11 protein-coding genes are annotated in these 12,796 nt (G+C 66.2%); 5 read left to right on the top strand and 6 right to left on the bottom strand.

Going from position 1 to position 12,796, the window contains the following annotated elements:
* Complete coding sequence (locus tag EH231_RS09315; RefSeq protein WP_090431396.1) at positions 1 to 1,551, bottom strand: acetolactate synthase large subunit; 1,551 nt, start codon at positions 1,549 to 1,551, stop codon at positions 1 to 3.
* Positions 1,552 to 1,738: 187 nt separating this feature from the next.
* Between EH231_RS09315 and EH231_RS09320 the strand changes: the two genes are divergently transcribed.
* Positions 1,739 to 2,566, top strand: coding sequence for an SDR family NAD(P)-dependent oxidoreductase (locus tag EH231_RS09320; RefSeq protein WP_124712278.1), 828 nt, complete (start codon positions 1,739 to 1,741; stop codon positions 2,564 to 2,566).
* Positions 2,563 to 3,213, top strand: a complete 651-nt coding sequence (locus EH231_RS09325) for a TetR/AcrR family transcriptional regulator (protein ID WP_090431400.1) — start codon at positions 2,563 to 2,565, stop codon at positions 3,211 to 3,213. Before EH231_RS09320 ends, EH231_RS09325 begins: the two co-directional genes overlap by 4 nt.
* A 241-nt stretch (positions 3,214 to 3,454) precedes the next feature.
* Here the strand turns inward: EH231_RS09325 and EH231_RS09330 are convergent, their stop codons facing one another.
* Positions 3,455 to 4,249, bottom strand: a complete 795-nt coding sequence (locus EH231_RS09330; RefSeq protein ID WP_090431402.1) for an MBL fold metallo-hydrolase — start codon at positions 4,247 to 4,249, stop codon at positions 3,455 to 3,457.
* A gap of 535 nt (positions 4,250 to 4,784) precedes the next feature.
* On the opposite strand from EH231_RS09330, the gene EH231_RS09335 reads away from it, so the two are divergent.
* Positions 4,785 to 5,426: a hypothetical protein gene (locus tag EH231_RS09335; RefSeq protein WP_124712279.1), complete on the top strand. Its 642-nt coding sequence runs from the start codon at positions 4,785 to 4,787 to the stop codon at positions 5,424 to 5,426.
* A gap of 256 nt (positions 5,427 to 5,682) precedes the next feature.
* Here the strand turns inward: EH231_RS09335 and EH231_RS09340 are convergent, their stop codons facing one another.
* Together EH231_RS09340 and EH231_RS09345 are read right to left on the bottom strand one after the other, a co-directional pair.
* Entirely contained in the window at positions 5,683 to 7,470 is a 1,788-nt protein-coding gene (locus EH231_RS09340; RefSeq protein ID WP_124712280.1) for an Hsp70 family protein, read from the bottom strand.
* 63 nt (positions 7,471 to 7,533) lie between these two features.
* Complete coding sequence (locus EH231_RS09345; RefSeq protein WP_164480821.1) at positions 7,534 to 8,607, bottom strand: NAD(P)H-dependent amine dehydrogenase family protein; 1,074 nt, start codon at positions 8,605 to 8,607, stop codon at positions 7,534 to 7,536.
* Positions 8,608 to 8,732: 125 nt separating this feature from the next.
* Here EH231_RS09345 and EH231_RS09350 point away from each other — a divergent pair, with 125 nt between their 5' ends.
* Entirely contained in the window at positions 8,733 to 9,479 is a 747-nt protein-coding gene (locus EH231_RS09350) for a 3-oxoacyl-ACP reductase family protein (protein WP_124712281.1), read from the top strand.
* A 3-nt stretch (positions 9,480 to 9,482) separates the two neighbouring features.
* Here the strand turns inward: EH231_RS09350 and EH231_RS09355 are convergent, their stop codons facing one another.
* Both EH231_RS09355 and EH231_RS09360 read right to left on the bottom strand, forming a co-directional pair.
* Positions 9,483 to 10,553 carry a glycoside hydrolase family 183 protein gene (locus tag EH231_RS09355; protein WP_124712282.1) on the bottom strand — a complete coding sequence of 357 codons (1,071 nt, stop codon included), beginning with the start codon at positions 10,551 to 10,553 and terminating at the stop codon, positions 9,483 to 9,485.
* Between the two features lie 18 nt (positions 10,554 to 10,571).
* Positions 10,572 to 11,096, bottom strand: a complete 525-nt coding sequence (locus EH231_RS09360) for a hypothetical protein (protein WP_164480822.1) — start codon at positions 11,094 to 11,096, stop codon at positions 10,572 to 10,574.
* A gap of 143 nt (positions 11,097 to 11,239) precedes the next feature.
* Between EH231_RS09360 and EH231_RS09365 the strand changes: the two genes are divergently transcribed.
* Entirely contained in the window at positions 11,240 to 12,769 is a 1,530-nt protein-coding gene (locus EH231_RS09365; protein ID WP_164480823.1) for an ABC transporter substrate-binding protein, read from the top strand.
* The last annotated feature ends 27 nt before the right edge of the window (positions 12,770 to 12,796 follow it).

Raw genomic sequence — 12,796 nt, forward strand, 5'->3', positions numbered from 1 at the left:
TCACCCGGGTGACCACGTCGGCAGTGCGGCATCGATCAGGTGCGGCCCAGGCTCGGCCAGCGCCGCGCGGAATTGCTCGGCAAGTTCCTCCGCGGTGCCGGCCCGGGTGGCCGGAACCCCGAATCCCTGTGCGATCGAGGCGAAGTCGATGTCGGGCCGACTCAGATCGAGCAGGGAGCGCGACCGTTCCCCATCGGCGTGGGTGCCCACCCGCAGCAACTCAAGCTGCAAGATCGCGTAGGCGTGGTTGTTGAGGATCACCACGGTGACGTCGAGTTGTTCACGGGCCATCGTCCACAGTGCCGAAATGGTGTATGCGGCACTGCCGTCTGACTGTAGGGCGATAACCGGGCGGTGCGGCGCGGCGATCGCGGCTCCCACTGCCACCGGCAGGCCCTGTCCGATCGCGCCACCGGTCAGGGTGAGGACATCGTGCACCGCCGCACCTGCGGTGGCGGCCGGCAGGAACATCCCGCTCGTGTTGGCCTCATCGGAGATGATGGCGTTCTCGGGCAGCAGCGTGCCGATCACCTGTGCCAGGTTCTGCGGATTGAGCGGCCCCGTCGGCAGGGCGGCCGGATCGGGTTGCGGTGCTGTCGGCACGACCCCGCCCAATTCGTCTGCGAGGCCGGCCAGGCCGTCGACGGCCAGGGATCGGACTTCGGCTCCGTCGGGTACCAGCACGCTCGGCTTGCCCGGATAGGCGAAGAACGACACGGGCGATTTCGCGCCGACGAGCACCAGATACGTTGCCCCGGAGAGCTGTTGAGTGGCCTGTTCGGCCAGGTAGCCGAGGCGTTCGATGGCGGGCACCCCCTGCCCGCGGGTCAGCCGGGCCGGGAAGGTTTCCACCAGGACACGCGCCCCGGTGGCCGAGTGGATGCGTGCCGCCGCCTGTAACCCGTCGGCGCCGGTGGCCGCGCCGCCGAGCAACACCACCACCCGCTCCCCCTGTGCGCGAAGCAGTTCAGCGGCGCCGGCCACATCGATGTCATCGCCGGAGGCCGTCTCATGGGGAGGCGCTTTGTGCGGCAACGGGTTCTGCGGTGCGCTGCCCCAGGAGTAGTCGGCGGGCAGAATCACCGTGGCGACCCGTCCGGGCGCGCCGGTCGCGCTCTGCACGGCGCTGTGGACTGCCGCGTCGAGATCGGCGGCCGATTCCGGTCGGTGCACCGAGCCGTGCGTCCAGTACCCGAGCGCATCGATGTCGGATTCCAGTGGCGCGTCCAGGGGCTGGTGGTAGGTCGCATGGTCGCCGACGACATTGACCACGGGGCTGAACGCCCGCCGGGCGTTGTGCAGGTTGGCCAGGCCGTTGGCCATACCGGGTCCGAGGTGCAGCAGTGTCGCCGCGGGCCTACCGGCGATGCGGGCGTACCCGTCGGCGGCTCCGGTGGCGACGCCTTCGAACAGGCACAGCACCGGGCGCATGTCCGGAGCGGAATCCAGCGCGGCGACGAAGTGCATCTCCGAGGTGCCCGGGTTGGCGAAGCACACGTCGACGCCCTCGGCGAGCAGACGATTCACCACCACTTCGGCGCCGGTGCTCATGCGCGCCTGGCCATCACGGGCCTGGTGATTTCGAAGCTGTGGTCATGTTTCTGCCAGCCGTTGTGCACCCGTCCATATTGATCGGCCGCAGGCCGTGATGCCAGTACCGGCTCCCATCGATAGTTGACTGATTATCAGTCAGTCTGTCACTGTTGACCTGGCCACAACGCACGGAGCGGAGCCACGCATGCGAGACCGGGAAATGGACCTGTCCAGCAAGAAGGTGGTGCTCACCGGGGCATCGAGCGGGATCGGCCGCGAGTTGGCCCTGGCCCTCGCCCGCCGGGGAGCAGTGCTCGCACTGGCGGCGCGCCGTGTAGACCTGCTGCACGCCCTCGCCGACGAGATAGCCAACGAGGGGACACCGCGCCCCACAGTATTCCCCGTTGATCTGGCCGAACCGGGTTCGGCGGCCGAACTGGGCCACCAGGCCCTGGAGACCCTCGGCGGGGTCGACATCGCCATCAACAACGCCGGCAACAACCTGACTGGGGCTCAAACGGTCGTGTCCGACTCGTCAGCCGCCCGGCAGGTGTTCGAAGTCAACCTCTGGTCCCCTCTCGCCCTCATCGCAGCAGTGCTGCCCGCGATGCGTGCCGCGGAGACCGGCGTCATCGTCAACGTCACCTCCACCGTGCAGGCGGTGCCGCTGCCCTTGCTCGGCTACTACGCCGCTTCCAAAGCCGCACTGGCGCAGGCCACGAGATCGCTGCGGCTCGAGCTGGCCGGCACCGGCATCCGGGTGTTGGAGGTGGTGCCCGGCGCCACCGATACCGCACTGCGCGATATCGACGAGCTGCCGTGGAAGACCACGCCGCCACCGACATTTCCACCGGTCACACCTGCCTCCACCGCGTCAGCCATCGTCCGCGCACTCGACCGCGGTGCGAGACGCGTTGTCCACCCTCGCTATTCGCTGCTTCCCCTGGAGATTCCGGCGCTGGGACGACTGGTCGCCGCACTGGGTGGCCGACGGATCGATACTCACAGCGCACTGGCCGGGCCGAACCGATGAGCACTCGAACCAAGCCGGTCGACCGGCGTCAGCTCATCGTCGACACGGCCCGAAAACTATTCGCGACAAGGCCGTACGACCAGGTCACCACCGCGCAGGTCGCCAAGGACGCCGGCGTGGCCTACGGATTGATCGCACACCACTTCGTCAACAAGCGTGGCCTGTACCTGGCGGTGATGAACGAGATCGCGGCGCAGATCGCCGCTGCGCAGACGGCCCCGGCACCCCCGGATGCGCCGCTGGCCGACCAATTACGATATGCGCTGCGCGGCCACATCACCCACATCGATTCGCACTCCGACAGTTTTGTCGCGTTACTGCGCGGCACGCTCGGGGCCGATGCTGAACACCAGGCGGCGATCGAGCATCTCCGTTGGCTGGGCGCCCAACGAATTCTGTTGGCACTGGGTGTCGTCGATCCCATCGCGCCCACCCTGCGCACCGCCATGCACGGATGGATCGGCTTGCTCGACGAGATGATGATCGACCGCATCACCCATCGCGATGTAGACGTCGATGCCCTGGTCGAACTCGCCTCCGCGGCGTTGGCCACAGCCTTACGCACCGCGGCCACTCTCGACACAACGATCAACTACGCGCCCGAGGCAGTAGAGGCGCTGGAGTCCATCGCGATCGCAGCGAGGTGATTTAGCCTGGGCGACAGGCGGTTTTTGGTTGTCTGCGCGCTTCCGGCCGAGAGTTTGTGTGTCGCCCCGGTCTGCAGGATCTGATGCTCAGGATCCTATCCGGCATCCCCCAACCACACCTCGAACGGGCTGGTTGAACTACCCGTCGACATCACGCCTACTTCGCTACTCAAAAAGACTGATGCAATACTTGCCGTGATTCGGGCAACAAGTTTCGGTTGGTCGCGGTGCATTCGGGGGCTCAGACTGCCACGAACCGACGCTGGCCACCCGCCTTGATCACGCGCCCGAACCGCATGCCGGGGAAGTGCGCGGCGACAAGGAAATCACCTGTGTCGGCCGCCTCGTCGGCGATTCGGTTCCGTGCGGCTGACGCCGCTGACGGGTCGAGATCCCAGATCACCTGCCAGTCCCTCTCGCTGAACTGGACGACAGAGTGCGCGATGTCGCCGAGAAGCAGCGCCCGCTCGCCCCGTGACGACACTACGTACATCACCGAACCGGGTGTGTGTCCAGGCGTATGGATTGCGTCGATCCCGGGTGCCACGGTGAAATCGGTATCGAACAACTCCAGTTGCGATTCAATCGGGGTGAGCTTCTCGATAGCGGCGTCGGTCGCATCCGGACCGGTTACGAAATACTCCCAGTCGGCACGATGTACTCTGAAAGTCGCTCTGGGGAAAACGATCTCACCCCGATGACTCGCCCAGCCGACATGATCAAAGTGTAGATGAGTGAAGACGACGTCGGTGACATCGTCCGGCGCTATTCCGCGATCATGCAGACTGTCCAGCAGTCCGCCGCCGACATACTTCCCGTCGTCGTACGCACCTACCCCTGCGTCGACAAGGACCACCTGATCGCCGGTCGTGATACAGAACCCACCCAATGGAAGCTCCAGGGTCCCATCTGACCCGACTTCATCAGGGTGACACGCCCATGCATCAGCGACGTCCGGGCGACTGAGGATCTCGGCCGCGACTTCGACCCCGATGCCGTCGTGAACGGGCAGAATCCTGAGTTCACCGATTTTCACCTATGGCCCCGCTTGCTTGCCGGGCTGGGACGCTCAGATCCCGCCGACGGCTGAATACCGAGATTCGGTGAACGGTCCGACGTAGCCACTGTCGCGTTGCGCGAAGAGGTCACCGCCGTTGGGGTCGAATTGCTTTCGTGGACGACTGGCACGCCTCCACGAACCTGGTTGGTGCGCGCCTTATTCCTCCCGCCGGAGTCAGAGATGTCCCTTCGTGTTCTTTCAGCCCGGACATGTTGCTCCACAGCACAACCCCGTTTCCGCGAAAGCCGGTGGACCTGTGGTCGGGTGTTCTCCGCACAGCCACGTATCACCGCAACGGTGGTGGATTGCGATTGTCACACCCGGACTCGAACGCGGCCCGCCGACAGCTTCGCGCGACGGGGTCCGAAGCTGGCCGGGTAACGTTGCTCAGCAAACCATGATCCACTACCCTTCCACCTGTTAGCAAACAAACCAAGCCGCTCGTGCGGCTTGGAGGAGACTTGAGTTCGAGATTCGGGGACAAAGCATGAAAACTCGTACGACCTGGGTAGTGTCCGCTGTTCTGGCTTGTATCACGCCGATCGCCGCCGCGTGCGGCAGCGAGGCCGCCAGCAACGAGCAATCGATCCCCGCAGCGTCAACTCCGCAACAAGCAGCCCTGCCACCCAGTACAGCAACCGTGTCTGCGCCGGAAACCGATGAGCAGCAAATACGTGGACTGTATGCGCAAATGAGCTCGGTCTTTGGATCCTGGGATGGGCAACAAGCCGCGAATCTGACATGTGCGAAGTTTCGCGAGAAGGCGCTGCACGTTTTCGACAACGCTGCGCCCCCGATCAGTGCATTCGGGTCGCCAGAACAGCTCAAGGCCACCGGTGTCGATCAGCTCACAGTCAATCTCGCCCCGAAGTTCAGTCCCGCTTCCGAACCCGCAGTCCGCCAGGTCGCCCAGGCCCTCGTTGCCAATGACACCAATGCCTACTCCGCCGCGATGCGGCAGGTAATGAAGGAAGGCAGCTCGATCACCGTCGATAAGGTCGACAACATCGTCATCAACGGTGACACAGCCACTGCGGACTCCACCACCACACGCAAAGCGTTCACCCAACCTGCCCAGACCCAGATCTCTCACGACCAACTCGTTCGCGAAAACGGTCAGTGGAAGGACTGCTCCCCACCTGAAAGCCAGTAGCGTGGAGCGCAACTCACGGGTCGATGGCCTGTTCGCTCAGTATCGGTTGCCCGAGCTCGAGGTGGTTGTAAGGCGCGATCGATGCCCCTGTATCCATCACTAGGTACGGCAGGGGCCACCCGTCACGGGTGATCGGTTGTCAACAGCCGGTCCTGCAGCCAAAGACGAAGCGAGACAAGCTGATCGAGGGCTGTGGAGCTCACCGTGCAACGGCAGCACCGAGTCGGCTCCCCGGTGACCATCGAAACTGAAAGCGTCAACCCCCGGTGTGACCGCCACCAGGCGCCGGAACCCACGGCAGGCCTGGGATCGTCGGGTACGGGGCGGCGGGGCTCCACGGCGCCTGAGTGGTCGTCGGCGCCTGAGTGGTCGTCGCCGGAGCTTCGGTCGTCGTGGTCGGCGTCGGCGTCTCGGCAGGCGGCGGGTTCTCGGTCACCGGCGGAGCCGCTGGGGCCGGTTGCTCCACGGTCTGCGTCACGGTGTGCGGGGCCGGAGCCTCATGCGTGACGGTCTGCGGTGCGTCGACGGTCGCGGGTTCGTCGACCGGCGCGGCAGGTGCGCTCTCGTCCGGGGCCGCGGTCGTCGACGGGACCGCCTTGGTGTTGGACGCCGGACGGGTGGGCTCATCGCTGCCGGTGATGGTGATCAACACCGCCACGACGGCCACCAGTACCGCCGCGGCTCCGGCACCCAGGATCACCGGGGGCCGGCGGTACCAGGGCAGCGCCGCGATCTCGTCGCGTTCGGTCAGCTCACGCTCGCCGAACTCGAGCTGGGGACGCGCCGTGGTGCGCCCGCCCGCTGGTTCGAATCCGGTGTCGAAGTCGGTGCCGTAATCGTCGCCGTACCCCTCGGGGCTGTAGTCATCGACCGGTGCGACATCGGGAACGTTCTGGGCATCGGACCAGGCCAGCGCCTGAGGCGCGGCCGGAGGCTCGGGCGCCACCAACGCCGCCGCAGCGGTCGGCGGGGGCCCGGCTGAGGCAGGCGCCATCGCGGTCATGCCGTCATCGGTGGTGCCGCGGACCGCGATCAGGCCACCGCCGATGGCCGGGGTGAGCTCTGGCTGCGGCGCGGTGATCACCGGCACGCGCAGGTGCTCGGACAGCGATGTGGTGATCGCCGGGATCCTGGCCCCGCCGCCGGTGGTGGCCACCGCCACGAGCTCACCGGGGCGCAGGCCGGCACGTTCCACCGCACCGTGCAGCACCGACACAAATTCGCGCAGCGGTTCGGCGATCACGTCGTCGAGTTCGTTGCGGTTCAGCCGGACATCGCTGCGATGCCCGGGCAATTCGGCGACCAGGGCCGTGACGGACTCGGTGGACAGGCGCTCCTTGGCGCGCCGGCACTCAGCGCGCAGGCGGCCCAGGGAACCGATGGCCGAGGTGCTGGCCAGGTCGATCGTTCCGGCCGCGGACAGGTCGTTGACCACATGGGTGAGCAGCCCCTGGTCCATCAGGTCACCGGACAGGTCGGGGTGCCGCATCGTCGGCGCGATCGGCTGATACCCGTTGTCCGCGTCGGCGAGGGTGATGCTGGTGCCGCTGCCCCCGAAGTCGCACACGGCGATCACACCGCGCGTGGGCACCCCGGGGTTGTCCTGCAGCGCAACCAGCGCTGCCTTCGCGTCGGGCACCAGGACCGGATCACCGAAGCCGCCGACGGCGGCCAGTTCGGCGCGCAACGCCTCGACCTGGTTGGGCCGCCAATGCGCGGGATGGGTGACGGCGATCGGATCAACCGGCGGGCGTCCCCCGGTCAGCGTGCGCAGCAGCGCCGCCAGGGCGTCGGCCAGAACGGTCTCGCCCCGGTGCGACGAGCCGTCAGGGGCCAGCATCCCGACGGGGTCCCCCACCCGCTCGACGAAGTCGGTGAGGATCAGACCGCGCTCGTTCAGGTTCGGGTTCTCGCTGGGTACACCCACTTCGGCGGGCCGGTGCGGGAAGAGCGTCAGCACCGGCGACCGTGTCAACGCGGTGCGGCCCACCACTACCGCTGTGAGGTTCGTCGATCCAATCGACAACCCGATCCCGTCAGCCATGTCACCCCGTTTCGAGAAGAACCCTATCCGGTAGTCCATCTCGATTGACGGGGCTGGCGTTACCTAGCGAATGGTGCCGAAACCTGGAATCAGAGGTAGATCGAGTGCCGTCACCCATCCTGGCGAATGTTCGTTGACCGCGGGCACGGCGTTGAGCGCGCGCAATCCGGTGGCCAGGCAGCCCGCGGCGGCCGCATCGCGACCGGAACCGTCGGTGAACCGGAACGCGGTCTCCTGAGAGATGCTCGGGGTGCCCTCGATGTCGACGCGGTACACGTCGTTGTCGTTTCCGGACGGCCAGTCCGGCGCGGCGTCCAGACCAATCCGGTTGACGTGCTCGAGCTGGATCCGGGTCTCGCCGCGGTACACGCCGTTGATCGTGAAGCGGACGGCGGCGACGTTGCCGGCCGGGATGATGCCCTTGGCCGATTTGCGTTCGTCGGGGGTGATCCACTTGTCCCACGTGGTGGTGATCTCGTCGAGCTCGATGCCCGCCGCGTGGGCGATCATCGGAACCGTTGCACCCCAGGCGAAGATGAGAATGTCCGGAGTTTCGAGCAGGGCACGGTGCTCGGGCGGTTTACCGATACCCATCTCGAATTCGTAGTCGCCGGTGTAGTTGGTGTAGTCCAGCAGTTCCGAGGCCCGCACGCGGCGCACCTCCGCGCACAGGCCCATCAAGGTCATCGGGAACAGGTCGTTGGCGAAGCCCGGGTCGATTCCGGTGGTGAAACACGACGTCCCTCCCGCCTCGCAGGCCTCGGTGATCGGATCGATCCAGGCCGGCGGGTTGAGGTGCATCTTGGGCCAGACCCACGGCGTCATCGCGGTAGAGCAGACATCGATACCGGCCCGTAGGAAACGGGTGATCACGTCGATGTTGACGTCGGCGTGGGCGGCCGTCGGCCCGTAGTGCACCAAGGCGTCGGGCTTCAGCGCGATGAGCGCCTCGATGTCGTCGGTGGCCCGGACACCGACGGCGGCACCGAGGCCGCAGATCTCGCCGACGTCGCGGCCGACCTTCTCCGGATTGCTGACCCCCACCCCGACGAGTTCGAACAACGGATGCTTGATGATCTCGGCGATCACCATCTGTCCGACGAAACCGGTACCCCAAACCACTACGCGCTTGACCATCCGAACACCTTGGCACAGAGTGAGGCCGGTCACACCGGGAATCTCCGCTCGAACACGGCCCTTTACCAAGCGTGGCCCGCGGTCGATCAGACCGGAAAAGCCTTGAATGCGTGGAAGGAAACCAAATGACATCTGCAACCCTGGCCGGGCGGCGCGCACTGGTGACCGGAGGATCGCGCGGTATCGGCGCGGGCATCGTTCGACGGTTGGCGGCCGACGGCGCCGCGGTGGCGTTCACATACGGGTCCTCTGCCGCTGAGGCTGACAAGCTGGTCGCGGAACTGACTGCCGATGGGGCGAAGGCGGTGGCGATCCAGGCCGACAGCGCCGACCCGGTGCAAGTAGCCAACGCCGTCGAGCAGGCGGTGTCCGCCCTCGGCGGCTTGGACGTGTTGGTCAACAACGCCGGAACCGCCTACCTGGCACCGATCGACGAATTCCCGCAGGAGGAGTTCGATCGCGTGGTCGCGATCAACATCGGTGGGGTGTACTCGGCGATCCGCGCTGCGGTGAGCCACCTCGGTGATGGATCACGGATCATCAACATCGGCAGCATCAACGCCGACCGAGTTCCGACCGGTGGAACCGCGGTCTACGCGATGACCAAGGGGGCAGTCTCTTCCCTGACTCGCGGCCTGGCCCGCGAACTGGGACCCCGCGGCATCACCGTCAACAACGTGCAACCAGGTCCCATCGCCACCGATATGAACCCCGACGAAGGCGAATTCGCCGATGCCGTAAGGCAAACCACTGCCTTGGGCCGTTACGGGCACACCAGCGACATCGCCGCCGTGGTGAGCTTCCTGGCTGGCCCGGAGTCGGGGTACGTCACCGGGGCGAACTGGAACGTCGACGGCGGATTCACCGCCTGAGGGTCACAGGTTGATGCGGTCGGGCCGGCTCTGCGCCTTGGAGGTGTCCTTCAGCCCGGCTTTGAATTGCATTGCCCGGTAGGGCCATCCGGTGTCTGTGCGCCATTGCGAGACCACTAGCCCGACGCCACCGGTGATGCCGAAGCGCGAGCCCGGCAAGAGGTAGCCGCCGTAGAGCTGGGCGACCTTGCTGCCGGCGTGGTCCTCGGCCTCCCACGACGACCCGACGATGGGCGTCTGGATCGGGGTGGTGTACATGTTCGCCACCGGGGAGGACACCACCCGGTAGCCCAATGCGTATGAGGACGCCAGGAATCCGCCCAGGACCCATCTTCCGGGTCCGGTGCGGCGGAACGTCAGTTCACCCCAATGCTCGTCCGGTGGGGTGATTGGCGTGGCCTGCCGCCCCCACTCCCAGCGTCCGTTGGTGAAACCCCAGCTCGCGTATTGCGACCGTCGGCCGATCTGATCGGGACGGACCCGCATCAGGATGATGCCCTTGTCACGCTGAAATCCCGTTGCCACCACGTACACCCAGCCGTCGTGCGCATCGAAGTCCCACGACCAGCACTGAGCGTGACCGTCGTGCAGATCGGCCGGGAATTTCGCCTCTTCACCCAGATGGGTCCAGGTCACCCCGCTGTCGTCGGAGCGCCAGATCTCGGTCCAGATGACCGTGCCGAAGCCATGATTGACGATCGCGTGCAGGTACAGCGAGTCGCCCACCCGTAGCAGATCCGACGGGATCACGGTGCTGATGCCGCCGCGCCGCCACCCGGATGCTTCGTCATCGTGGATGTAGTGCCACAGTTGCCGCGCGTAGTCAGGGTCGGCTCCCCCGGCGGATTCGTAGACGATCTCGTGGTTGGCGTCGCCGGTGCCGATCAGCACCACCGGCGAGCGCCAGTCGCCCTTACCGACCCGGCTCCCCGAGAACGTGTCGCCGAAGACCGATACCAGCTTGCCGTTCGGGGCGATGATCGACGCGCCGAGGTCGGTGGCGGTGACCCCGAACCGGTCGGTACGGCCCGGCCCCGTGATGTCGACGACCTTGCCGTCGATCAGCGGCAGCACCCCCCTGCTCCTTCGGGCCTAGGTGCACCACCGCAATCCGCCCGGCTCGCAATCGAGCGGGTACACCTTCACCTGGGTCTTCAGTGGCTCCTTGTAGGCCAGCGTGAACGGGAAAGTGTGGATCGCGGGCGCCACTGTGCCGCCGCAGGCCTCGTTGTTGGACACGTTGCGGGTACCCCTCAGCGCGATGTCGTCGAACTTGTAGGTCTCGGTGATCGGCGCCCAACTACCGTCGGCGCACTGGAAACCTTCCTTGACGCTCGTCGAATACGTCCACTGCCCACCGACCAGCCTGGCGTCACCACCGACGCTGACGCGCTGGGTCTCCACATGCAGCCGGCAGGCCACCGCCAGCTCCAGCGGCTCACGCAAATCCCCGACCGTCGGGACACAGGACGGCCACACGCCCCAGGTGTCGGTCCTGCCATCCTCCTGGGTGTAGGTGTAGATGCCCAGCATGACGGGGTCAGCCTGCGCCGGGGTGGCAATCCCCAGGCTGAGTCCGATTCCGACCGACGAGAACAGGGCGGCTGCAGAGGCCATGCGCTTGAACGTCACAATGGGTGAGTATCGCAGTCTTCATCAGCGTCGTCACCGGTATGGGTCGGTATCCCTCAGACCAGCCCCCGTGACGGCCCCAGCGGGTGAGCGTACGGCGGATCACCCGCGGTGATCCTGGAGTAATCGTGACCACACGACCAGCGATAAAAACGTTGGCGGCAGTCCTGGTGTTCGTGCTGGCGGCCTGTTCCACCGGCAGCCGGGTAGACCTCGGCGACGAATCGTCGGGCAATCTCATCGCGGCCATCGCGGGGGAACCCGATCAGCTCGACCCGCACCGGACGAGTGCCTATTTCTCGTTCGAGGTGTTGGAGAACGTCTTCGACACCCTGGTCGAGCCCGACGAGGACCTGCAGATGCGCCCGGCGTTGGCGCAGTCCTGGGAGGTCAGCGATGACCAACTCACCTGGACCTTCCACCTGCGCGACGGCGTGCGCTGGCATGACGGCACTCCGCTGACCGCCGACGACGTGGTGTATTCGTACCGCCGCATCATCGACGAGCAGCTGACCAACGTCGACAAGTTCAGTGCCGTCAGCAGTGTCACCGCGCCCGACCCGGCGACCGTGCGGATCACCGTCCGTCAGCCCACCCCGAACCTGCTGACCAACCTCGGCGGGTTCAAGGGCATGGCGATCGTGCAACGCGCCAACGTCGAAAGCGGGCAGATCGCCACCCATCCGATCGGCACCGGCCCCTTCTCGTTCGCCGGCCGCCGCAGCGGCGACTCCATCACCCTGACGGCCAACCCGCACTATTGGGGAGGTGCTCCCCCGGTGTCCGGGGTGACGTTCCGGTTCATCTCCGAGCCGACGACGGCGTTGTCGGCGCTGCAGGCCGGCGAAATCGACTGGACGGATTCGGTGCCGCCGCAGCGGGTGGCCCAGTTGCGCGACGACGACTCGCTGACGCTGGCGGTCACACCGGGCAACGACTACTGGTATCTGGCGCTCAACGAAGCCCGGCCGCCGTGGAATGACCCACGGGTTCGCGAGGCCATCGCATACGGCATCGACCGTGACGCGATCGCCGCCGCCACCAGCTACCGCACCGCGGAGGTCAATCAGCTGGCGATCCCGCGCGGCAGCCCGTGGTTCACCGATTATCAGCGCTACCGCTACGACGTGAACGAGGCGCGAAGCCTCCTCCAGGCGTCCGGCGCCGCACCCCAGGACCTCGACATGCTGGTCACCAGCGAGTACCCCGAGACCGTCACCGCGGCTCAGATCATCGCCGACAACCTTGCGCCCCTTGACATCACGGTGAACATCCGCACCGTGGACTTCGCCACCTGGCTCGACGAGCAGAACAACGGCCACTTCGACATGCTGATGATGGGCTGGCTGGGAAACATCGACCCGGACGACTTCTACTACGCCCAGCACCACACGCACGGCCCGAGCAACGCGCAGAAGTTCTCCGACCCCGAGGTCGACCGCCTGCTGGACGCGGGCCGCACCGAAACCGATGTCGCCGAGCGAAAGGACATCTACGCCAAAGCCGCGACGCGGATCGCCGATCAGGCCAGCTACATCTACCTGTACAACCCGTCGGTGATCCAGGCCTGGGCCAACAACCTGTCGGGGTATCAGGTGCGCCGCGACGGCGCCGTCCGGTTCCGCACCGCCGACCTTGATCGAGGTGAAAACTCTTGACCCAACAGGCTTTGCGCACGATCCGCG

The sequence above is a fragment of the Mycolicibacterium nivoides genome, assembly GCF_003855255.1.
Taxonomy (GTDB): Bacteria; Actinomycetota; Actinomycetes; order Mycobacteriales; family Mycobacteriaceae; genus Mycobacterium; species Mycobacterium nivoides.

Coding starts and splice junctions, on each gene's coding strand:
- EH231_RS09315 (WP_090431396.1), bottom strand. CDS start 1,551: ATGAGCACCGGCGCCGAAGTGGTGGTGAATCGTCTGCTCGCCGAGGGC.
- EH231_RS09320 (WP_124712278.1), top strand. CDS start 1,739: ATGCGAGACCGGGAAATGGACCTGTCCAGCAAGAAGGTGGTGCTCACC.
- EH231_RS09325 (WP_090431400.1), top strand. CDS start 2,563: ATGAGCACTCGAACCAAGCCGGTCGACCGGCGTCAGCTCATCGTCGAC.
- EH231_RS09340 (WP_124712280.1), bottom strand. CDS start 7,470: ATGGCTGACGGGATCGGGTTGTCGATTGGATCGACGAACCTCACAGCG.
- EH231_RS09345 (WP_164480821.1), bottom strand. CDS start 8,607: ATGGTCAAGCGCGTAGTGGTTTGGGGTACCGGTTTCGTCGGACAGATG.
- EH231_RS09350 (WP_124712281.1), top strand. CDS start 8,733: ATGACATCTGCAACCCTGGCCGGGCGGCGCGCACTGGTGACCGGAGGA.
- EH231_RS09360 (WP_164480822.1), bottom strand. CDS start 11,096: ATGGCCTCTGCAGCCGCCCTGTTCTCGTCGGTCGGAATCGGACTCAGC.